Annotated in this window: 24 protein-coding genes; 12 read left to right on the top strand and 12 right to left on the bottom strand. The window is 57.1% G+C overall.

Annotated features, from left to right (window positions below; all coding sequences use genetic code 11):
- The first annotated feature begins 1 nt into the window (after position 1).
- Complete coding sequence (locus AC2TDA_RS15870; protein ID WP_480879652.1) at positions 2 to 499, top strand: sarcosine oxidase subunit gamma family protein; 498 nt, start codon at positions 2 to 4, stop codon at positions 497 to 499.
- 190 nt (positions 500 to 689) lie between these two features.
- The gene (locus AC2TDA_RS15865; RefSeq protein WP_480847251.1) at positions 690 to 1,622 is read left to right on the top strand and encodes an AEC family transporter; all 933 of its coding nucleotides are present in this window, start codon (positions 690 to 692) and stop codon (positions 1,620 to 1,622) included.
- Positions 1,623 to 1,632: 10 nt separating this feature from the next.
- On the opposite strand, the gene AC2TDA_RS15860 is transcribed toward AC2TDA_RS15865, so the two are convergent.
- The 7 genes from AC2TDA_RS15860 to AC2TDA_RS15830 are packed head-to-tail and all read right to left on the bottom strand — an operon-like array spanning position 1,633 to position 9,244.
- On the bottom strand, positions 1,633 to 2,916 hold the full coding sequence (locus tag AC2TDA_RS15860; RefSeq protein WP_480879648.1) for an amidase: 1,284 nt from the start codon (positions 2,914 to 2,916) through the stop codon (positions 1,633 to 1,635).
- Positions 2,913 to 4,106, bottom strand: coding sequence for a YlbE family protein (locus AC2TDA_RS15855; protein WP_480879646.1), 1,194 nt, complete (start codon positions 4,104 to 4,106; stop codon positions 2,913 to 2,915). Before AC2TDA_RS15855 ends, AC2TDA_RS15860 begins: the two co-directional genes overlap by 4 nt.
- Positions 4,103 to 4,729 (bottom strand): hypothetical protein, encoded by a 627-nt coding sequence (locus AC2TDA_RS15850; RefSeq protein ID WP_480879645.1) that lies wholly within the window; start codon positions 4,727 to 4,729, stop codon positions 4,103 to 4,105. The genes AC2TDA_RS15855 and AC2TDA_RS15850 overlap by 4 nt, the downstream gene beginning before the upstream one ends.
- Positions 4,729 to 5,361 carry a hypothetical protein gene (locus AC2TDA_RS15845; protein ID WP_480879643.1) on the bottom strand — a complete coding sequence of 211 codons (633 nt, stop codon included), beginning with the start codon at positions 5,359 to 5,361 and terminating at the stop codon, positions 4,729 to 4,731. The genes AC2TDA_RS15850 and AC2TDA_RS15845 overlap by 1 nt, the downstream gene beginning before the upstream one ends.
- Positions 5,358 to 6,728 (bottom strand): Rieske 2Fe-2S domain-containing protein, encoded by a 1,371-nt coding sequence (locus AC2TDA_RS15840; protein ID WP_480879642.1) that lies wholly within the window; start codon positions 6,726 to 6,728, stop codon positions 5,358 to 5,360. The genes AC2TDA_RS15845 and AC2TDA_RS15840 overlap by 4 nt, the downstream gene beginning before the upstream one ends.
- A gap of 32 nt (positions 6,729 to 6,760) precedes the next feature.
- On the bottom strand, positions 6,761 to 8,221 hold the full coding sequence (locus AC2TDA_RS15835) for an aldehyde dehydrogenase (RefSeq protein WP_480879640.1): 1,461 nt from the start codon (positions 8,219 to 8,221) through the stop codon (positions 6,761 to 6,763).
- Positions 8,222 to 9,244, bottom strand: coding sequence for a succinylglutamate desuccinylase/aspartoacylase family protein (locus AC2TDA_RS15830; RefSeq protein ID WP_480847262.1), 1,023 nt, complete (start codon positions 9,242 to 9,244; stop codon positions 8,222 to 8,224). It abuts the gene before it with no gap.
- Positions 9,245 to 9,373: 129 nt separating this feature from the next.
- Between AC2TDA_RS15830 and AC2TDA_RS15825 the strand changes: the two genes are divergently transcribed.
- From AC2TDA_RS15825 to AC2TDA_RS15815, 3 genes are read left to right on the top strand one after another with little or no spacing between them, the layout of a single operon-like run.
- Positions 9,374 to 10,468, top strand: coding sequence for a pyridoxal phosphate-dependent aminotransferase (locus AC2TDA_RS15825; protein ID WP_480879638.1), 1,095 nt, complete (start codon positions 9,374 to 9,376; stop codon positions 10,466 to 10,468).
- Positions 10,468 to 11,016, top strand: coding sequence for a decarboxylase (locus tag AC2TDA_RS15820; protein WP_480879636.1), 549 nt, complete (start codon positions 10,468 to 10,470; stop codon positions 11,014 to 11,016). The genes AC2TDA_RS15825 and AC2TDA_RS15820 overlap by 1 nt, the downstream gene beginning before the upstream one ends.
- Entirely contained in the window at positions 11,013 to 11,585 is a 573-nt protein-coding gene (locus AC2TDA_RS15815; protein WP_480879634.1) for a thiamine pyrophosphate-dependent enzyme, read from the top strand. Before AC2TDA_RS15820 ends, AC2TDA_RS15815 begins: the two co-directional genes overlap by 4 nt.
- Here AC2TDA_RS15815 and AC2TDA_RS15810 read toward each other — a convergent pair.
- The 4 genes from AC2TDA_RS15810 to AC2TDA_RS15795 form a co-directional block, all read right to left on the bottom strand.
- Positions 11,572 to 12,462 (bottom strand): LysR substrate-binding domain-containing protein, encoded by an 891-nt coding sequence (locus AC2TDA_RS15810; RefSeq protein ID WP_480847267.1) that lies wholly within the window; start codon positions 12,460 to 12,462, stop codon positions 11,572 to 11,574. The two genes, AC2TDA_RS15815 and AC2TDA_RS15810, sit on opposite strands and share 14 nt — an antisense overlap.
- Before the next feature lie 129 nt (positions 12,463 to 12,591).
- On the bottom strand, positions 12,592 to 13,170 hold the full coding sequence (locus tag AC2TDA_RS15805) for a helix-turn-helix domain-containing protein (RefSeq protein ID WP_480879633.1): 579 nt from the start codon (positions 13,168 to 13,170) through the stop codon (positions 12,592 to 12,594).
- A 453-nt stretch (positions 13,171 to 13,623) separates the two neighbouring features.
- On the bottom strand, positions 13,624 to 13,806 hold the full coding sequence (locus tag AC2TDA_RS15800; protein WP_480879632.1) for a hypothetical protein: 183 nt from the start codon (positions 13,804 to 13,806) through the stop codon (positions 13,624 to 13,626).
- A 130-nt stretch (positions 13,807 to 13,936) separates the two neighbouring features.
- Positions 13,937 to 14,851, bottom strand: coding sequence for a LysR family transcriptional regulator (locus tag AC2TDA_RS15795; protein ID WP_480879631.1), 915 nt, complete (start codon positions 14,849 to 14,851; stop codon positions 13,937 to 13,939).
- A gap of 145 nt (positions 14,852 to 14,996) precedes the next feature.
- On the opposite strand from AC2TDA_RS15795, the gene AC2TDA_RS15790 reads away from it, so the two are divergent.
- The 7 genes from AC2TDA_RS15790 to AC2TDA_RS15760 all read left to right on the top strand — a co-directional run bounded on the left by AC2TDA_RS15790 (position 14,997) and on the right by AC2TDA_RS15760 (position 21,057).
- Positions 14,997 to 15,491 carry a TRAP transporter small permease gene (locus AC2TDA_RS15790; RefSeq protein ID WP_480847272.1) on the top strand — a complete coding sequence of 165 codons (495 nt, stop codon included), beginning with the start codon at positions 14,997 to 14,999 and terminating at the stop codon, positions 15,489 to 15,491.
- Positions 15,488 to 16,786, top strand: coding sequence for a TRAP transporter large permease (locus tag AC2TDA_RS15785; RefSeq protein WP_480847273.1), 1,299 nt, complete (start codon positions 15,488 to 15,490; stop codon positions 16,784 to 16,786). Before AC2TDA_RS15790 ends, AC2TDA_RS15785 begins: the two co-directional genes overlap by 4 nt.
- A 36-nt stretch (positions 16,787 to 16,822) precedes the next feature.
- Positions 16,823 to 17,815, top strand: coding sequence for a TRAP transporter substrate-binding protein DctP (dctP, locus tag AC2TDA_RS15780; protein WP_480879630.1), 993 nt, complete (start codon positions 16,823 to 16,825; stop codon positions 17,813 to 17,815).
- Between the two features lie 74 nt (positions 17,816 to 17,889).
- Positions 17,890 to 18,201, top strand: coding sequence for a (2Fe-2S)-binding protein (locus AC2TDA_RS15775; RefSeq protein ID WP_480879629.1), 312 nt, complete (start codon positions 17,890 to 17,892; stop codon positions 18,199 to 18,201).
- A complete protein-coding gene (locus AC2TDA_RS15770; RefSeq protein WP_480879628.1) occupies positions 18,188 to 19,585 on the top strand; it encodes an FAD-dependent oxidoreductase in 1,398 nt (465 codons plus the stop codon). Before AC2TDA_RS15775 ends, AC2TDA_RS15770 begins: the two co-directional genes overlap by 14 nt.
- The gene (locus tag AC2TDA_RS15765; protein ID WP_480847278.1) at positions 19,582 to 20,697 is read left to right on the top strand and encodes an NAD(P)/FAD-dependent oxidoreductase; all 1,116 of its coding nucleotides are present in this window, start codon (positions 19,582 to 19,584) and stop codon (positions 20,695 to 20,697) included. Before AC2TDA_RS15770 ends, AC2TDA_RS15765 begins: the two co-directional genes overlap by 4 nt.
- 15 nt (positions 20,698 to 20,712) lie before the next feature.
- The gene (locus AC2TDA_RS15760) at positions 20,713 to 21,057 is read left to right on the top strand and encodes a RidA family protein (RefSeq protein WP_480847280.1); all 345 of its coding nucleotides are present in this window, start codon (positions 20,713 to 20,715) and stop codon (positions 21,055 to 21,057) included.
- Positions 21,058 to 21,398: 341 nt separating this feature from the next.
- On the opposite strand, the gene AC2TDA_RS15755 is transcribed toward AC2TDA_RS15760, so the two are convergent.
- Positions 21,399 to 21,632: a hypothetical protein gene (locus AC2TDA_RS15755; RefSeq protein WP_480896866.1), complete on the bottom strand. Its 234-nt coding sequence runs from the start codon at positions 21,630 to 21,632 to the stop codon at positions 21,399 to 21,401.
- Positions 21,633 to 21,665 lie beyond the last annotated feature (33 nt).

Genomic DNA, 21,665 nt, shown 5'->3' with positions numbered 1-21,665 from the left:
GATGAGTTACAACGTCACCTTCCAACGAAGCGAAATGGCCGCGCTGTTCGACCTCAAAGGGTCGCCAGGTGCGATTCAGGATTGGGCAGGCGAGACACTTCCACCATTGCCGGACCGCCCCAATACGCGCGCCAGCACAGGCGAAACCGATCTGTTCCACATTGGTCGCAATCACTGGATTGCCCGTGCGCCGTTATCGCAGGAGGAAAAACTGGATGTCCGGCTGAAGCCCACAAACTGTCCGTCTGAGATTAGTATAGTGCGGATTTCGGACACTCTGACTTTCTTTCGCCTCACTGGGTCAGAAGCCCCCGAGGTGATGACAATTTCTTGCCCGCTGGACCTGCATGAAGCTGTATTCGGCACGGACGCCGTCACTTATACTGAGTTCTTTGGCCTCAAGGCCCTTGTGCTCCGGTGTGAGAATGGGTTCGAATTTGCAGTCGAGCAGAGCTTTGCGGATTTGGTGGACGATTACTTGAAACGCGCAACATCGTGAGCGGCGCATTTTATCTAAGCCCCTTTGGAGTCAGGGCAATTCACCGCGCATTCAAAAGTGATGCAAATGATCTGAAACCGGTGTAGTTCCGAGGTTAGACTATCACTTTTTGGGGGTGTGACACGCATATAGCGGATACCGCCCTGCAGGGGCGTCAGTTCGTCGCCATAGCAATGGAACTTGTGTCGCAATGCTGATGACGCTGACCTCAATCTTACCAATTTTTTTGATTATTGCGCTCGGGTTGGCTTTGCGCAAAGGCGGCATCCCAAGTACTGATTTCTGGAACCTGAATGACAAGCTGGTTTACTGGGTTCTAATGCCCTGTTTGCTGTTCAGCAAAATCTCTCTGTCTCCTTTGGATAAGTCGGCGTTGGGCCTTTATTCTGTGGCCATTCTGGGCGGATTTGCTGCAGCCTTGATCTTTGCCATTCTCGGCGCTCGGTTGATGGGATATGAGCCACCGCAGGCGACCTCGATCATACAGGGAAGTGCGCGGCACAATTCCTTTATCGGTCTTGCTCTGGCGGCGAACCTGTTCGGACCCACAGGGTTGGACATTGCAATTCTCGCAACGGCCATTTTGGTACCAATCACCAATATCGTGATGGTCGTCCTGCTGGTTGGGGCATTGAAAAGCGACCGGGCCAACAGTCTACCGGTTGCGATCGTGCGAGAGTTGGCCCGCAATCCCTATGTGATCTCAATTCTTTTGGCGGTGTGTGCAAACCAACTGATCGGCGACCGGATACCTGTGCTCCATGACGTGACGGATGTTCTGGGGGCAGGAGCGTTGCCGATTACCTTGCTGGCGGTCGGTGCAAATCTGCAGGTCAAGGCCATGGCGGCAAGCGCGCTGCCTTTGATCCTGGCTTTCGCTGGGAAGATGGTTGTCTTCCCTCTCGCCGTATTGGTGATCGGTTTGAATGTAGGTTTGCCGAAGGATGTCCTGCAAATTGCCGTTGTCTATTCGGTGGTCCCAACCGGTGCTTCGTCGTACACTCTGGCCAAGCAACTGGGTGGGGATGCGCCGTTGATGGCAGCCATCGTCACTCTTCAGACGTTGATCGCGGCCATTAGTATTCCTGTGTCCCTTGCGTTGTTTCTGCCGCTGATCCCATAAAACGACGTGGTCAACCCGTGAGTACGCCGTGAACCCAAGTTGCAATGTCCAGCAGACGGGCGTCTGCTCCTTTTCGCCCGATCAGCTGAATGCCCAAAGGCAACCCATAGTGATCCTTGCCAAAAGGCAGCGCGACCGAGGGGACCTGCAATAAAGTCCACATCCGTGAAAAGATCGGGTCGCCCGTTGCGTTCAGCCCCGCCGGCGCAGGGCCGGGCGCCGAAGGCACAAGCAACGCGTCCGTGTCGCGAAACAACTGATCCAACACCTCTGCTGCGCGATCGCGGAGCCTCAGTGCGTTGCAGTAGTCATCATCACTCACAGCCAGCCCAGTGGTGACTAAGTCGTGGAACTGTTGGCTGATGCCCGGCACACCCACGGCGTATTCCGTTTCGCGCAATCGCGCTGCTTCATATCCCATGACAACGATCTGGGCCTTAGTCAGCTCGGAAAAAATCGGTGGGTGGGTTATCTCACCGGTATCGGCCCCGGTTGCGGCAAGGGTGGACAGGGCTCGGGTGCAGGTGTCTCGCATCTCGACGGTTCCGTCCTGCCAATAAGGGCCGCGCATCAGGCTGACCCGTGGCAGTGCCTCATCAAAGTCGGCTGGAGGCAACAAGTCCGTGCCGCGCAGCACTGCATCGGCCAACATCAAATCCCGCGGATCGCGGGCCAGAACGCCTAATGTGTCGAGGCTTTGGGACAGGCTCATGACACCGGTCAGATCATAGCTGCCAGTGGTCGGTTTGAACCCGCAGACACCACAATAGGCGGCAGGCCTTATCAATGAAGCAGCCGTTTGCGAGCCAAACCCAAGGGGCGTCATGAAGTCAGCGACCGCGGCGGCAGAACCGGAAGACGACCCGCCGGGTGTGCGCGCCTGATTGGCCGGGTTGGCAGTTTTGCCGGGGCGGAAATAGGCAAATTCAGTTGTGACTGTCTTGCCGATGGGGATTGCGCCTGCTGCCAGAAATGCCTGCACACAGGCGGCATTCCGATCAGGGCATCGACCCGCATACAGATCACTGCCCCACCCGGTCGGCATATCTTCGGTGTCGATGATATCCTTGATGACAAAAGGCACGCCATAGAGCGGGCCGCCGATTGGGAGAGCATCGGCAGCGTGAGCGCGCTCCATGGCGCGGTTCGCATCGAGGTGCTGAAATGCTCCAATCATGGGCTCCCTCAGTTCGATTTGATTCAGATGTGCCGCCATCACCTCGGATGGTTTAATGTCACCTTCGCGGATTAGCTCTGCCAATTCACAGGCACTGAATTTGTTCAGGGCGGTCATGTCTTGAGCGCTTTCAATGCCTCGACAAAAGGAGTGACCGGCATGTCGTAGATACCACCGCCCAACCGACCCGCCTGACCCAGTCGGTCGAGAATGCCCAGACCAATTAACGGACCCGAACCCTGAGCCACCGCGCCGCGCGCAGTACTGCCGAGACGGACATCAAGGTCCCGGAAATAAGGGTGCGCACCAACAGACAATCCAGACATTCGCGCCTGTGCGTTATCGGGCAGATAAGCGCCCAACGCTCGCTTTTGCTCGGGGCTAAGGTCGATCGCCATGGCTCCTAGCCCAAATGCTTCGACCACAGCACTGTCGCCAATCGCACCCAAAGCGCGATCTTGCGGCAGGTCGACATCAAACGCCCCTATGGGTGGACTGGCCGGGGTCGTGAACCACCGACCCGGCAGACCCGAGATCTGGATGCCGATCTCGTACCCGTTGCCTCCGGCCGCTGTGACGAAGCTGGACCCGTCAATACCTTCAGCCAGTTTCATCATACATTTGGTAGCGGCCATCCAGAGGTTGAGAAACAGAGAGGGTGAACTTTCCATGAATTCCAGCGCGTCTTCGTCTGATATTCCGCCAGGCGTGCGATCTTTGAGTTCAGCAACCAGTGCACGGGCCGCGACTGGTGTGCGCCCATGGCAATCGTCGCCTCCCATCAAGCCGATCACGGCCAGCGGTACCAGCGCGATCCCTTCGGCCAGCCCCTTGTCCAGCACGTCCAGAAACCGGGTGTTGAGCCAGCGAATATGCTCCAACACCGCCTCGGACCGCAGCCCCAGCCGCATCGCTGGCCGGTTGCCCGCGTTAATCGGCGCGAACACGCGCTGCTGACCGCGCCAGGCGTCGTAAACTGTGTGCAGCGGCATGTCAGCTGAGACCACAGCGGCCAATGGCGTCACCACGTCATGATCCTGCGCCGGTTCCAAGACAATCTCTCTTGCGCCAATCATTGCCTCGGCCTGATCAAAATTTTGGGCCAGACCTTGCCAGACCGCCGCCACACAGGCTGAATTCAGGATTGGAGTGGTGATCTGTTGCGGACAGTCAAAAGCGGGGCCTGCATGCAGCAGAACATTCTCGGCCAGACCCAATGCCTCTGCCGCGGTGTTGAACCGGTTCCAGACCGGTTGAGTCACCATTGCCCTGTCAAAAGCCAGCTGATCTGCGGTATGCAGCGTCATGTAGCCTCCGGCGGGATGATCCAGGTTTCCGAGAAATACAGGAACGCGGTCGTCGTCTCGTACCCGGCCTGAACCCGCGTGCCCAGCTTGCCTGGAAGCGCCCGACCATTGACAATGATCTGTGCCGAATGTGCAGGTACCAGCAACGAGAACATGTTTTGCTCGCCCGAGGCGACCTCATGTGGCGATAGCTCCAGTGCACGCGGCGGCTCGAACCCTTCCCAGACCAGTTCGACAGTCAGGTTTTCCCCGGCGATGGTCTCGGAATAGCGGTGACTCATCGCGTCGCCCGAAGTCCGCACGGTTCGAGCGCCGATCTCGGGCAGGGTGGCGAAGGCGGGGGCATTTGCAAACGCGGCCAGTTTGCCGATGAAATTGGCCTTCAGGAACTGCGTAAGATCGGGATTGTCACTCAGGATCACATTCGGCGCGTCCGGTGGCCCATCGACCTGATCCGGCGTTCCGAATAAAAGTAAAACCTGCCCCTGACCAACCGGCGACCAGGCCACACGAAAGAACAGTGCCATAGCACTGAAATTGCCGCTGTCGTCCTTTAACAGAATACCAGGGTTTTCGCCTGTCCAGTCGACCGTTCCAGGGGTGATCGGTTCATTCAATGGCATTACAGATCCTCCTGCGGCGTCACCCAGGTTTCGGAAAAGGCGAGAAAGGCGGTCGACATGGTGCGGCTAAAGAACTGGCGGCTGGCCACGTGACCGGGCAGGGGGGTGCCGTTGATCACGACCTGCGCCGCCTTCGCCTCCAGAAACACCGAATACATCTCGTGCGCCTTGGTCGCCGAGTTCTCCTTGGTCACTTCGACCGGCAGCGGCGGCCCCATGTCCTGCCAGATCATCTCGACCGTCACGCCAGAACCGCGTAGGGTCTCGGAGTATCGGGCTCGCAGATCCCCGGGACGTTTTTCGACGCTGTCGCAGTCAAGCCAGCTCATCGCGCCCAGACCTGCCTTGCCGATGAAAGTGGGCATCTTCGCCACCCATCCATCCACGATCCATCGCATCAGGCGCTGGTTGTCGGTCATGATCAGATTGGGCGCGTGTGGCCAGCCTTGCGGTTGGTCAGGCGCACCGAGAATAAGTGCCGCATGCCCTCTGCCATATGGCGAAAGAACCACACGAAAGAACAGTGCCAGCGTGTCGTAATGGTCCTGCGCAGGGTTCTGTTTCAGATAGATACCCGGGTTTTCACCTGACCAATCGACCCGACCCGGATTGTGGGGGATACGCGTGGTCATGACCAACTTGCCTCGTAGGATTTCAACGCATCGACAATGAAAATCTTGCGGGCCTCGCCTTGCAAGTGATCGCCGGATTTGTAGATCTCCGCCACCTGATGCGAGATTTCCTTGAGTACCGCACCATCGTCGCGCCCGTCCTGCACCGGAATGCGCAACATCGTGTCACCGGCATAAGTGGGGATCACTTTGCCGGGGAAACTGTCCGTAGGCTGGGGCGGGCGCTCGCCATTTTGCAGGGCGCGGATGGCGCTGCGAAGCAGGCGCCTTGCCTTGGCTACACCCCGGTCTGTAAAGCTGAGGTTTTCGCGGGCGTGAACGTTTCTGGGTCCCTGACTGACCCAGGCATCATAGTCCCCCGGATCCCGCTGACGCATTTCATACGGGCGGTCAGGGTCCTGACCATAGAAATCGGTCATCCCGTAGCCCACCTTGCTTCTATCTGTCAGGCCCTTTGGGTCGTCATTGGCTGCCGCCTCGCGGAAATGGCGCCAGGCGATGACCATTGTATGCGTGTCATCGATCGGAGTGATCCAGCGCGACAGTCCGCAGCGTCCAAAATAGCGTGACCCGTCCGGTACCGGGAAATGTCCACCGTTCTGAGTGAACGAGGGCAACATGTGGTCGTGGATGCGCACCCAAACGATATCATCCACGCGTCGGGCGTTGGTGTAGAAATCACCTGTCTGGCTTTCGTGGAATTCGATCATCGGCATTTCGGCGAAGGCGTCAATGAACTGGCTGCGAACGGCCAGTGTGTGCAGATAGACCACATGGAATGGATCCCAGGCGTTTTCCATGACTTGTAACCAGTTGCATGGAGATTTGATGAGGTAAGGCACCAGTTCATCGCCGTCGTCGTCGAACGTATCCATGACCGGGAATGGAGGTTGTTCTTCGGCGGGACCCAAATAGGCAAACGCCAACCCCTTGTATTCGACCACCGGGTAGGCGCCCAGATAGGCCTTTTTCTTGACCTGAGATGCAGGCGGTTCGCACGGTGTTTCCAGAATGGTGCCGTCCAGGCCGTATTTCCAGCCGTGATAGGAACAGCGGATGCCACCTTCTTCGACGATACCGAATTCGAGGCTCATGTTTCGGTGGCAGCAATGCAGGTGAGTCAGGCCCAGCTTACCTTCCTTCTTCTCTCGAAACAGCACCAGATCCTCGCCCAGAATGCGGATGCGATAGGGCAGATCGCTGATCTGATCCGTCATTGCCACCGGCATCCAGAACCGGCGCAGATATTCACCGCAGGCGGACCCTGGCCCAACCTCGGTCAGCTCGGGATCAGGTTGCTGGTGCCAGACGCTTTGCCTGTCGTGACCGCGGAAATTACCTTTTGGGGCTTTGAAGTGGTCGTTCATTGCGTCCTCCTTGCGCTCCGTGTCTGTGTTGGTCAGGGGAACGGATCAGGCACCGGAGCGGTGCCGGTCCAAACAGATTTGACCTGACAGAAATCTTTGATGGCGTTGGGACCCAGCTCGCGCCCATAGCCAGACATCTTGAACCCACCGATAGGACTGGCAGGATCCACGCTGCGATAGTGGTTGATGTAGACTGTGCCCGCCGCGATGGCTTGGGCCACCCGCGCGCCCTTGTCGGGATCTGATGTCCAGACACCCGCTGCCAGCCCGTAATCAGTGTCATTCGCCAGTGAAATGGCCTCGGTTTCAGTTTCGAAGGTCGTGATGGCCAGCACTGGGCCAAATACTTCTTCACGCCACAGCTGCATGTCAGTGGTCACGCCGTCGAATACCGTGGGTCCAACAAAATATCCGGTACGGTCCGCAGCCGTTTTGACACCATCCAGCAAACAAACCGCGCCGTCGGATTTTGCGCTTTCGATCATCGCCGTCACTTTTTGCAAATGTGGTTCGTTTGCAAGTGGCGCCACTTGGGTTTCAGGATTCATCGGATCACCAAGGCGCAATACGCGCGCCCGATCAATCAGGCGTGATACAAGGATTTCCTTCAGACTTGCTTCGACAATCAGCCGGCTTCCGGCCACGCAGGTCTGACCATTGGACAGAAATATTCCGGATAAAACCCCGTTGATTGCGTTGTCCAAATCGCAATCGGCAAATACGACCTGTGGAGATTTGCCGCCCAGTTCCAATACAGTCGGAATCACACCAGCCGAGGCTGCCTCGGCCACCTTCCGCCCACCAAGATCAGAGCCTGTAAAAGTAACTTTGCGCGTCAAGGGATGACGAACCAGAGGCTCACCCACTTCATGACCCAAGCCGGTGACGACGTTCAGAACTCCGGGTGGCAAGCCCGCCTCATGCGCAATCCGGGCAAATTCCAAAGTCGAGGCTGAGGCCAGTTCTGATGGCTTCACAACAACCGTATTACCCGCTGCCAGCGCTGGGGCAAGTTTCCACGCCAGGATCATCAGGGGTGAATTCCAAGGCGTTATTGCCACGACCACACCAAACGGCACATGGTGGCCGGTGCTGCTTACGCCGGCAATCGTATTGGCTTGTGGCTCTGGTTGTAATTTTCGCGCCTCGGAGGCGAAATGCCGGAACCAGCTGTGCAACCCGGAAAGTTGCCCTCGCACCTCGTTGATCCGCTTGCCATTGTCCCGGATTTCAGGGGCGACAAGCTCCTCCCATCGGGATTCCAGCGCATCGGCGAGTTGGTCGAGCATATCGGCCCGGTCTTTCGCGCCCGTTCGGGCCCAAGGGCCGGAGCTAAATGCACGGTCGGCGTCCCGGACGGCCTGATCAGCGATTTGTGCGTCGCAGCGCGCGAGCCTGCTCCATTCCGCACCGGTTGCGGGATCAACGCTGGGCAGTGTCTCTCCGTCCCAGTTCTGAAATGCACCAGCAATGAACGGAGTGTAAGTTTTCATTCAGTGATCCTCGGACACTGGCTGAGCAACCAGGGCCAGCAGATCGCCGCGGCGCACCATGCCGCGATTGCCGTGGGCCAGAATGTATCCAGAAGTGGGGAAGGTCAGGTCAATGGGCGTGCGCTCTGGCTCAATTGGGAAGTGTAGTGTGCCCGCTGATGCTCCTGCCGCGACTTGCTGCCCTGCAGCGCAATATCGGTCGAACAATCCATCGGCCGGGGCGTAAACCGTGTGCATTGGATCGGCAATCTCAACGCTTCGCGCCGCGATGGGGTCGGGTGGCTCGCCGGGAAGAACCCCCAAATATCTCAGGCAGCGCATCAACCCGGCCTCGGCCATACCGGTTACGCCCGGCTCAACTCCGCCGCCGCCGCCCAGTTCGGCGGCGATCATTGGAACCTTGGCGCGCGCAGCAGCGGCATTGACTGATCGATCGTCGTTATGCGCCCCAAGCACCCAGATCAGCGGTAAGCCAAATGCTCTGGCCAGATCCATATTGGCCTTTGTAAGGCTAGCGTCATCTGTCCGCGCAGCCAGCGCGCAGGGTTCAAACACAGAGGCCTTGCCGCCGGAATGTAGGTCGATGGCCGCATCTACACGGGAGAGCAACTCGGTTTCGACAAAGTCTGCCAGCATTGCAGTTGGGCCGCCATCGGTCTCACCCGGGAATGCGCGGTTCAGATTCTGACCATCCAGTGGTGAGACGCGCGCTGATGCTTGAATTGCTGGTGCATTCAGTGCCGGAACCAGTATCACCTGCCCGGTCAGCGTTGACGGATCCAATCTCGCCAGCAGTCGAAGGATCGATGCAGGGCCCTCGAATTCGTCACCATGGGTGCCGCCCAAGATCAGTACAGTCGGCCCCGGTTGACCCCGAATGCTAACGACGGGAATTGGATGGTATCCAAGCGGGACAGAGTTGTCGGACCACTTCAACATCAGATCGCCAAAATTTCGACCCGGCGCATCCAGATCGGTTTTCAGGTGAAGCCTGCTGGATTGGGGTGGATGAGTATCGGCCATGCTAGTCCTGCGTTTGGTCTGCTATTCTCATAACATAATTTTTTTGAAAGTGAATTGCTAAAATCTACACAGCATGTGATATAACAAATATCTGCCAAAAACACACGACGGCAGTTCCGGAGGATTCGAATGACCCTTGCCCTAGCAAAAGCTGGAATAATTAGGATCAAACCTCACATGGTTAACGGGGTCGGGCAGACTGTCCCTCCGGCAGCAGTATTGCTGAATTCAAACGAAAGCGTATTCGGGCCAAGCCCTACCGCCCGTTCTGCGGCGCGGGCCTCAGTCAGCTCGATCGAGCGATATCAGGAAAACCCTGACCAGATCCTCGCACCTGCGATTGCCTCGCACTATGGGTTGGATGCGACACGGATCACGACCGGACAGGGCTCGGACGATCTTCTGGCCCGTCTGGCGCGGGCCTATCTGGGACCGGGCGCCGAGTTGATCCGAAGCGCCAATGGCTATCTCAAGGTGCCGAACTATGCTTATGCCAACGACGCAGAGGTGGTTTCAGTCGCCGACGATCATTTCAAACCATCCGTCGACAGGATGATCGAAGCGCTGACAGAACACACACGTGTAGTTTATCTGGCTAATCCCGAGAACCCGGCTGGCACATATCTGAGCGGTGCAGAAGTGCGGCGTCTGCACGCAGCTTTGCCGGATAATGTGCTGCTGATAATTGATGCCGCTTACGAGGAATATGTCGACGCCGAAGACTATGAACCTGCCCATAAACTTGTTGAAGACGCCAGTAACGTTGTCATGTGCAGGACGTTTTCAAAGATTTTTGGATTGGCCGGTGCGCGCGTGGGCTGGATGTACGGACCAGACGAAGTTGTGGACAGCGTGCGCCGCATTGGATTGACTTTTCCAGTGGCTTCTTCTTCGGTTGCGGCGGCACTGGCGGCGTTGGAAGACAAGGCGCACACACGTTTTGTCCGTTATGCGAACCGTAAGGGTCGGGACTGGATAACTAATGAGCTGGCGGCTTTAGGGCTGCATGTTATTCCCAGTCAGGCAAATTTCGTTCTGGTCCGGCTTTCAATTGCTGGCACATCGGCCGCGGCAGTTGATGAAGCGCTGCGGCAGAAAGGTATCGCGGTGCGCCGTTTCGCATCGCCTGCTTATCGGGACTATGTTCGCATCACCGTTGGTTATCCGCATGAATTGGCTGCGGTGCGCGATGGGATCGCTGAATTTCTGGTCGGAGGAAGGTAATGGGCGCGTCCATGCACCTGTCCGACGACGCGCCGACCGTTGCGCATCCTTCTGGTGCGGCCATCATCGCAGCGATTAAGTCCGCTAAGGTGCATGAAATTGTGGCCCTGCCGGACATCGTCACCAGCGATGGCCTGCTTTGGCCTATCTCACGAGATACCGACTTCCGGCTGACCCGCATCTGCAAGGAAGATGAAGGCGTCAGTATCTGCGGAGCGATGTCCTATAATAGCACCCGTGCAATCCTGATGATGCAGCAAACCGGGTTGATGGACTCGCTGAATGCGATCCGGGCCATTGGGGTGGATTATCAACTGCCCGTTATCATGATGGTAGGGCTGCAAGGTAAGGAGCCGCATTGCCATCCCGACCGTTCCGCCTCGTATGGTGTCCGGATAATTCGACCGGTGTTGGACGCGATGGAACTCTCGCATTCCCTGATCGAAGAGCCGGGGGATGAAGCCCATATCACGGCGGCTGTGGAGGCCGCTTATGCTACATCAACACCTCATATCTTCCTGATCGGCCGATCTCCGGAGGTCCCATGACCATGCACCGTGACGCAGCGCTGAAAGCCCTGATCCCACATATCCGAGACGAGGATATCGTGGTCGCTGTGTATCAGAGCTGTTTCGACTGGCTGGCACTGAACCCGCGCGAATTGAATTATGTGGCCGTGGGCGCAATGGGGCAGGCCTCGTCCCATGGTTTGGGGCTGGCGCTGGCCAATCCGGATCGGCGGGTGATCGTTCTGGACGGCGATGGCAGCTTGCTCATGAATCTTGGTTCGCTGGTGACGATTGCAAATTCAGGGGTGACAAACCTGTATCATTTCCTGTCGGTCAACCGGGTGTACGAGGTAAACGGGTCGCACCCTTTGCCCGGCGCGGACAAAGTGGATTTCGCAGCCATGGCTTGGGCCGCCGGATATTCTGGTGTGCAGCAATTTACTGATCTCAATCAGTTCTCCGCCGCCGTGCCTCAGGTTCTGTCGGCCAAAGGTCCGCAATTTGCTGCGATGGAGATTCAAGCCGGCGCCGCTTATCCCAGGGATTACACGTACATTCACAGCGCACAGGCGCGATCCAGCTTCCGAGAGGCACTTAACCGTCGCTGATCCGGGCTTGCACAATCTTCAAGAAGGACTGCCCCACTGCCGATAACGGTTTGTTCTTTGACCAAAACAGTACTGCCTGGAATGTCAGCGGGGCTGCAAAAGGTATGGCCACGCAATCCGGTATCGTTCTGAGGTAGTCCAGACTGGCCCCGACTACAGACACACCCAACCCTCGCGCAACGAGGCGGCAAACTGCGTCAGTGGTCCGGGTCTCATACTGCAAGTGACGCTTGATACCCTTGGCTTTAAAAAACTGGTCGATCTCAAAGCGGAAACGCGAGGACGGCATGTAGGAAATAAAGTTTTCATCCGCCAGGTCCCGAGCCTGAACGATGTTTTTATCAGCCAGCGGATGGTTGGTCGGAACCACACAGCAGACGTCGCTGTCCGTTATTACCAAACTTTCAAAGGATGGATTCGCCGGTTCGGTCGTGGTGATCCCAAAATCGTAGTTTTGCGATACCATCCATTCAACGGCATCGTCGCTTGAGGCGATTTCCATCCGGGCCATGGCCTGAGGCCATGCAGTGGCGAACGCTCCAATCAGGTCTGGCGCAAGTTGCGATGAAACACCCGGTGTGATTACCAGATTCAGGCGGGCGTGCCCGAATTTTCCGATTGCTTGCGCCGAATCCTTGATGTGCTCCATGCCGCTGACGGCTTGGCGTACCTCTTCTACAAGCAGGCGGGCCTCATCTGTGGGTACCAGAACCCGGCCGGACCGCTGAAACAGCTGAAATCCGACTTCAGCCTCAAAATCAGATAGCAGGCGGCTGACCGCAGGTTGCGAGATGCCCAGCATTGACGCTGCCTCGGTTACGGTCCCGGTCGAGACCACGGTTCGAAATGCGTCAACCTGTCGGAATGTGATCTTCATTGGCTTTCACTGATTTCAAGTCTTTGGACCAAGGAGGGCTTAATCATAGTATTTTTTTATGCGGAGGCTGATGGTGATATGACTACGCTATATATTGCTGCTCTGCCAGATTGAATTCGGAATGCCCTGCTACTGTGGGCGCGTCGACACAGTAATAAACTCGATCTCATCCGAGAGTATCTCTCGAAAACCGTGGGGAAGCTTGGCATCGAAGCTTAGTGTGTCGCCGGATTCCATGACAAAATCTTCAGTACCGCATCGATAAATTGCATTGCCCTGTATCATGTACAAAAAAACATATCCTTCATGCTGATAGCTGGGCAGGTGTTCAGATTGATCGCGCGCGATGGAAATGTGTGCAGACTGGAAAGAGCCTCCTGGTCCGCCATGTTTGCCCAGCAACAAATAATCGTGCGCGTGGTCCAGTGTTATGCGTCGGGACGGTAATCCCTGGCCAGCCTTTACATGATGGACATCCGCCGCAACCTCGGAATACGTGAACAGCGCCATAAGGGACACGTCCAACGCATCAGCCAAAGATTGCAGCGTGCCCAGTGAGGGCGAAACGTGTCCGTTTTCAATCCGGCTGATCATTGCAGTCGAAACCTGCGCCCGGGCAGCGAGATCCGCCAAGGTCAGATCGCGCTCTTGGCGCAACCTTTGCAGCGTCTGGCCAACTTCGCTTTCGGTGTCGGTGTTACTAGCCAATACGCAAATCGCTATTCTTCCAGGTTAGAGCGTTGATACCATTAGACCTGTGCCTCGGCCAAGCCCATTTAGTGAGTGGCAGAATTGGTAACGTCGTCAAGGTTCAACTCAAGGCCCCCAACCGCAGTAGGATCCAAATTCTGCCGTTTAGGATCTTCGCCAAATCCGGTTCCGCTTTTTGAGCTAGCGCCAGGTCAAGAACGTCCTGAACAAGAAGAATGTGATGTCGGATAGCATCTTCTTCGGCTTGTGGGTACCGGTCGGCGGTGCTTAAACACCCGAGGTCGCATCCGACGACATGAAGGGGTTCGTCCAGCGCGCACGGATACTTTCTGCGAATACAACGTCGAGTCGAACACCAAAGCCAATAAGTTGGAATACACACTGGCTACCTTAAAAGCCAACCTTGCTGGCGTAGGCGACGTCCAAGCGATCCAGACCGCTAAGGGCATGTTAGAAGCGCCCAACGCCTTTTTGAGGGCGATACTGGCGGGATTGTTCGTTGCTGTTGTGATAGGTGTGCCCATCCTGCGGTTGCGTGGTGCCTACTTCGCCATGATACCGCAGGCGCGGACACAGGTTGTCACTCTGACCGCCCTGCCTGTTGCCGATGGTCGATGGGGTAGCGTGTGCCATTGCGTTTGTTGAAGCCCTGGAAAAACGAAGCTAACGGCGCCGAAATTGTATTCTTATGCGTGATCGAGATACATCAACCTCCGGTGGCCTGCGTCGTTGGAGCAACTCCCAACCGGGATACGTCAACTCCTCAGAATTGCCTGTTGATACGCTCCAATGCCGACCCCAAGAGCTGGGCGAATTCACTCGCCAGTGCTGATGGGGGGCGATGCGCGGGGCGCATAATCGAAACGTTCAGGCCTACGTCAGGACGGAAGGAACGAAAAACCACAGGTCGGGGATCAGGACGCATGTTGATGTATCCGGCTGCAGTGATCGGGTCACAGATACAGTAGCACAGCCCCTTTTCCACCAGAGTTAAAGCCGGGTGAAAGGTTCTGAGTTCAAACCGGTGTTCAAATCTGGCTTTTTGACCGGCAAATGCCCTGAGTGTTGCGACAAGGTTTGGATGCCCTTCCTGCAATGCGGCCATCGGACGACTCGACAGATGGTGCGCCTCGACGATGTCCAGCTCGGCCAAGGGATCACCCGCAGGTATCGCACACACGCATCGCATGTCGAAGTCGATGGTATCAATTGCTGCCGACGTATTCGGGGTCTCGCCCAGCCCAATGTCGTACTGCTGTGAGGCAACCCACTCTTCGATCACCGGAGACGCCCGCATCATCAAAGAAGCCCGCACGTCTGGCTTGTCTTGCAGGAACTCACCCAGAAGCTGCGGCATCAAAAGACTGGCGGCGGCGGGCATGCAGGCGATGTTCAGGCGCCCCTTCGTCAGTGCCCCAATCTCGCGCATTGTTCGCGTCGAAAGCGACAGGCGATCCAGGATCGCTTCGGCCTCGGTGATGAAGTATTGGGCCTCGGGGGTAGGGGCCATTTTGCCACGTTGCCGGCGGAACAGGGCGATGCCCAGTTCCGCTTCCAGGTTGGCAATCAGCGCACTGACAGCCGGTTGGGTTCGACCGAGGATTCGGGCAGCGTCAGAGACCGAACCCGTGCGCATGACTTCGCGAAAGGCCTGCAATTGACGAAAACTGAGGTTCATGTGCTGTTGTTAATCCACGTCTTTTCCCAAGGCTATAAAGTAACTTTATTCTATGATCAATTAAATCGCTTTGACTTGATGTCCCCGTCTCGCAACTTTTCTTGCCACGGATGCACCACCTGCATTCGCAATGACGGAGGGGGAAATGACACGCTTTTCAAGCGTCTTGCTGACAGTCCTGATCTGCCTGGTTGCCATCGGGCAATTTGTGCAGGTGATCACCCGGTATGTGCTGGAAATCCCGGTGATGGGGCTGGAAGAAAGCCTGCTCTATCCCACCCTGTGGCTATACATGCTGGGGGCGGTCAACGCCTCGCGAGAGAACACACATATCCGAGCAAACGTGCTTGAGATTTTTCTGTCGACCGAAAGGCAACATCAGGTTCTTGCCGTCATCGGAGAAGTCATCAGCCTGGTTGTCGGCATCTGGCTGACAAGCTGGGCGTGGGACTTCACCAAATACTCGATGCGTGTCTGGCGTGAGAGCCCGACATTGTATCTGCCAACCTTCTACGTCGATGTCGCTTTGTTTGTCGGGATGGTGCTGATGATGATCTTCACCGCCTGGCATCTGCTGATGCACCTGCGCGCCCTGTTTTCCCCCATTGCCAGCCCTGTCGTTGAAGGAAGCCTGAAATGATCGAGATCGCGCTTTTCGCCGTACTGGTTCTGGTTATCCTGCTGACATTGGGCGTTCCGCTGCCGTATTGCTTCGGCGCAGGTCTGATGGTGATGTACTTCGCCGGTGACGTGGTCATGAAGGGAAACATGCTGTGGGGTTTCCAGCAACTTGGAAACCCGGTGCTGCTGGCCATTCCACTGTTCGTTCTGGCTGGCACGATCATGTCCGTATCCGGCATTGCGGCAAGTCTGCTGAATTTCGTCAACATATTTATCGGCCACTTGCGGGGCGGTCTGGGTGTTGTTGCCACCGTGTCCTGCGCGTTGATCGGTGCGATCTCGGGTTCAGGTCTGACCGGTGTTGCTGCCATTGGCCCACTGTTGATCCCCGAAATGGAGAAACAGGGCTATCCACGTGCATATGCGACGGCCTTGATTGCGAACGCATCGCTTCTGGGCCTGTTGATCCCGCCATCGGTAACTATGATCGTCTATGGCTGGGTTACAGACACTTCGATCCTGGCCTGTTTCCTTGCGACGCTGGGCCCCGGCCTATTGATCATGACCAGCTTTTCAGTCGTCAACATCCGCATGGCCCGCAAGTTCCCGTTGCAATTGAACGAGCCTCTGAAGGGTTCAGCCTTTGTATCCGAGGCAACCCATCGCGGGCTCAGGGCCACTCCGGCGCTGCTGATGCCAGTGATCATTCTGGGCGGCATCTATGGCGGTATCATGACCCCGACCGAGGCCGCGGCGGTCGCCGTGATCTATGCCATCCCGGTGGGTTTCCTGATCTACAAGGGGCTGGATGTCCGCACGTTTCTGGGCGCTGGCAAAGAGGCCGCAACTTCGGTTGGCGCGATCATGCTGATGATCTTGTTCTCGATGATCCTCAGCCAGATGTTCGTACTGGAAAGTATTCCGCAGGCGATCGTACAGGGCATCTTTTCGATCACTGAAAACAAGGCGTTGCTGCTGGTCCTGATCAACATCCTGTTGTTCCTGGTTGGCATGGTGGTCAATGACGTTACGGCGATCATCCTGATTGCTCCGTTGCTGTTACCTTTGATGCAGGCGATCGGTGTCAGTCCGATACAGTTTGCAGCAATCATGGGCGTCAACACCGCCATGGGCGGGGTCACGCCGCCCTATGCCTCGATCCTGTATTTGGGCGCACGCATCGGCCAGGTGCCGGTCACCAAGGTGATCCGCCCCGCGATGACACTGATTTTGCTGGGCTATCTGCCAGTCGTATTTCTGACCAGTTTCTGGCCGGACCTGTCGATGTGGCTGCCCCGCTTCTTTGGCTACTAAGCCGCCAACTTCATCACTCACGGAGGAGACTTATCCATGATGAACTTTCTAAAATCCACTTGCCTGACTGCTGCTGTGGTCGCAACAGCGGGCATCGCAGCCGCCGACACGCTGAAGATCAGCCATATCCGGCCGCAAGGTGCCACCATCGACAACGAGCTGCGTACCTTTGCAGAAGAGCTGACAACCGCAACAGATGGCTCGGTAGAGCTTAACCTGTTCCCGGCTTCGGCGCTGGGGGATTATACTTCGGTTCAGGAGCGTATCTCGGTTGGCGCAATCGACATGGCCGTGCAGCCCGCTGCGACGGCTGTTGACCGCCGTATGCAGATCTCGGCTTTCCCTTACGTGGCCTCCAACTGGGCTGAGGCGAAAAAGATCTACGGCCCCGGCGGAGCAATTCACAGTGCGATGAAAGATCTTTACGCCAAGCAGGACATCACCATGCTGGCCGCCTATCCGGTGTATTTTGGCGGCGTGGCCCTGAATACCGACGCTGTGAACCCGGGCGATCCGACCTCCGCAAAGGGTATCAAGGTTCGCGTACCTGGCATCAAAAGTTTCCAGCTGACTGCCGACGCACTGGGCTATATCTCGTCGCCGATCCCCTTCTCTGAAGCCTTCACTGCGGTGCAAACCGGTGTTGTCGACGGTGTCGTCGGTTCGGGCGCCGAGGGTTACTATGCGTCGTTCCGTGATGTGACGACGTCTTACGTGCCTGTGAACACTCACTTCGAAGTTTGGTACATGATCATCAACTCGGGCACTTTGGCCGACATGAGTGAAGAAGACCGCACAGCGCTGGAAACAGCTGCGTTGGAGTTCGAAGCCAAACGTTGGGAAACAGCCGAAGCCGATCAAGGCGCGTTTGAACAGAAACTGGCCGATAATGGCGCCACGATCGTTTCGCTGACAGACGAAGAGCTTGCTGCGACTGCTGCCCATGTACGCGCGCAAGTCTGGCCGCAAGTCCTGCAGGACGTAGGTCAGGATTGGGGTCAGGGCATTCTCGACCAGATCGGTGAATAATTCCGCCTGACCCTGAATTTGGGCAAGGCGCCTCCTCCCTGCGCCTTGCCCTCCTTTTTGACGGAGATCAGCCCATGTTCAGATCCCTGCAAGAAAACAACCCTGATCAGGTGTTGCTGACCATCAATGGCAAGCGGGCGACAGCCTACGCAGGTCAGTCCGTATGGTCCGCGATGGCGTTGGCCGGTCAGGTTGAAACCCGCCAGGCAGCGTTGTCGGGCGAAGCGCGAAGCGCATATTGTGCGATGGGCGTCTGCTTTGAATGCATGGTCGAAATTGACGGTCTTGCAAACCAGCAGGCCTGCCTGAGGCAGGTGGCGGAAGGCATGACCGTAACCACCCAAAGCATCACCGAACACACCGAGGCGGGCGATGCACACCTTTGATTGCGCGGTTGTAGGGGCAGGGCCGGCAGGTATGTCTGCTGCCATCGAGTTGGCGCGCGAAGGGGTGCAGGTGGCTGTACTGGATCGGGCAGCAAAGGCTGGCGGACAGATATATCGTTCAGCTGCAGACAGCCCCCTTCCAGACGCTGGCGTTCTCGGCCCCGACTACAGCGCGGGGGCTGCGCTGATTTCCAGATTTGAGCAATCCGGTGTCACGCACTTTTCTGGCGCGGACGTGTGGCACCTGGGTGACGACGGTCGCATCCTGTTTTCCCACAAGGGCGACACTCGGGAATTGCACTGTCGTGAGATGCTGCTTTGTCCCGGTGCTATGGAACGACCCATGCCGATTCCGGGTTGGACATTGCCCGGCGTCATGACGGCCGGGGCCGCGCAAGTGATGTTGAAATCTGACGCGGTTGTCGCCGACGGCGCGATTTTTGCAGGGTCTGGGCCTTTGCTTTACCTGATCGTGGCACAGTATTTGCGACTTGGGGCGCCAGTGGCGGCCTTGGTCGATACCACACCTCGGCAGCATTTTCTTGACGCTGCGCCTTATCTGTTCCGGGCATTAAGGCATACGGGTCAGCTGCGCAAAGGTCTGTCTTTGCTGCGGGAAATTCGTTCTTCGGGCGTTAAAGTACACAAGTGCGCCGAACATCTCGAAGTGATGGGCGGTGAAAGGGCCGAGGGCCTTCGGTTTGTCTCGGGCGGTAAGATGCACGAAATTTCTGCCGAAACTGTCTTTTTGCATCACGGGGTTCAACCCAACCTGAACATGACGCGGGCGATGGGCTTGGAGCATAACTGGAATTCTGAACAGATGTGCTGGCAGGTTTCCGTGGATGACTTTGGCCAAAGCTCGGTCGCGCACGTTTCAGTGGCTGGCGACGGTGCTGGAATTGTCGGGGCTGATGGTGCCCAGGCTGCAGGTCGATTGGCGGCCCGGAATATTCTGTTTCGCTTGGGTAGTCTTTCGCGGTCTGAGCGTGATCAAAAGGCGGTGGCTGATATGGCTGCCGTATCCTCGCAGAAACCGTTTCGCCGTTTCATAGACAGCCTCTATCGACCCACCGAGGCGTTGCGCCTGCCGCGCGATCCGGAAACAGTGGTTTGCCGCTGTGAAGAGCAGACTTTGGACGATCTGCGAAGGGGGTTCGAACAGGGCGCGCGCGACCCAAACGCGTTGAAATCTCTGACCCGCTGCGGCATGGGGCCGTGTCAAGGTCGTCAATGCGGTCACGTTGTGGCGGGACTGCTGGCGCAATGGCGCGGTGAAAGCCCGGATAGGGTTGGATACTATCGGCTCCGCAGCCCTCAACGATTGTTGAGCCTGGACGAACTGAGCCGGTACCACACCGTACAGGCGGAGGCTGCGGAATGAAGGCTGACGTTCTGATTATCGGCGGCGGCATTCAAGGCTGCGCCACCGCCTACCATCTGGCGCGGCAGGGCGTGTCTGCGATTGTGATCGAGAAAGACTATGCCGGACGTCATGCCTCGGGTGTGAATGCGGGTGGTGTTCGACTGCTGGGGCGTGACTTGGCCGAAGTCCCATTGTCCAAGTCATCGATGGAGATGTGGCAGACACTTGACGAGGAATTGGGTCATGAGACCGGATTTTGTCGCCAGACTCTGATCAATATTTCCGTGGATGAGGCGGACCAGGCCACGCTATTGGAGCGTGAAAACAAGATGCGCGCTGCGGGCTACACGCATGAGCGTATCATTGATCGATCTGAACTGATGGACCGCCTTCCGCATGTTAACCCGAAATGTGTCGGTGGGGTGATATCCGACTTGGATGGCTATGCGATCCCGTACAAGGCCACAGCAGCCTATCGCCGGGCAGCCGAGGATTTAGGCGCAATAGTGGTCGAAGACGAAGAGGTGCTGGGGCTAAGACGGGTCGGAAATACCTGGCTGGTCCAAGGCCGGCAGGAAAGATACGAGGCCGAATCCGTGGTCAATTGCGCGGGCGCCTGGGCAGATCGGATTGCCTTGATGATCGGGGACAATGTGCCGCTCAGCCATGCGGCCCCAATGTTAATGATAACAGCTCGGATGCCCCATTTTGCCAAGCCCGTTGTTGGAGCAGTCAGCCGCCAACTCAGCTTCAAGCAGTTTGAAAACGGTACTGTATTGATCGGTGGCGGGGCAAAGGGGTTTGCAGATCGCGCCAACAACCGCACTCGGTTAGATTATGCCAAACTTGCTGCCGCCTGCCGCATCACGGCCGAGTTTTTTCCGATCATGCGCAAGGCGAGCATCAACCGGATGTGGTCAGGGTTGGAAGCTTACATGCCGGACAATCTGCCGGTCATCGGCCCGGCCGTGAATGCCGCTCGTGCGTTTCATGCCTTTGGCTTTTCAGCACACGGATTTCAGATGGGCCCAGTGGTCGGACAAGTGATGGCTGATTTGGTGACTGGCGGACAAAGCCGTTTCAATCTATCGCCTTTTCGCATCGACCGATTTGACCGTAAGGTCCTGTAACAGGAGACACCAGACATGACTATCACGCGTATCGAAACCGGCCAGCGCATGAGCCGGATCGTTAAGCACAACGGAACGGCCTATCTATGTGGTCAAACATCGGACGCGGCCACAGTGGCTGACCAAACGCGCGACATCCTTGCCAAAGTGGAAGATCTGCTGGCCAAGGCGGGCAGCGACAAAACCCGGGTGCTGCAATGTGTGATCTGGCTGGCGGACATGGCGGACTTTGCCGAGATGAATGCGGTTTGGGACGCCTGGGCTCCAGAGGGTCACGCTCCGGCCCGTGCGTGTGGCGAAGCCAAATTGGCACGCGATGCCCTTAAGGTCGAGATGATCGTTACCGCTGCTTGCGACTGACCGCGGGATGATGCCCGCGTTGCGCCCATTTCTGGTGCAACGCGGCCATACAGAAAGTTCCTCTGCCGAGTGTGCGTAACAGCTTTCCTCGGTAAACCATTCGCCGGTTTCAGCCCATTGAACGTTCTCATAGCCGATGTCAAAAATCGTCTGCCAATCCCGATCAAAGACGTCCGCCTTAATAGTCGTGGGCCCTGCCGTTTAGGGAGTTATTTCGGTGCCAATATCAGCGCTGTTGGCATTGGCCTCGTCCTTGGCTGCCAGCCAATTCCGAGGCCACAGTTGTCGAGGTCCTGCTGCAGATGAACTCGCCACCCTCCGCCACTGGCCAGGTACCTGCTTCAAGGTCCAGTGCTGTGGTAACGCCGTCCTTGGCTTGTAGAATTCTCCGCATGGAAAAGGAGTATTTGTGCAGGCGATGAAACCGGCACCACCAGATGCCCTGTGGCATCAATATCGCGTTTTCCGTTTAGATTGTCTTCTGAAAGCGTGACCATTTCGCCATCCGCAATTCCGGTATTGAGAATTTGATCCCGACCGGTTGCCGGATCAAGCACGCGACCGTTTTCTATCACCAGATCGTATCCCGGGTCGTCCGGTAGCTGCGC

Source organism: Ruegeria sp. HKCCD6426 (assembly GCF_057221115.1).
This window is presented reverse-complemented; position numbering and strand designations above follow the sequence as displayed.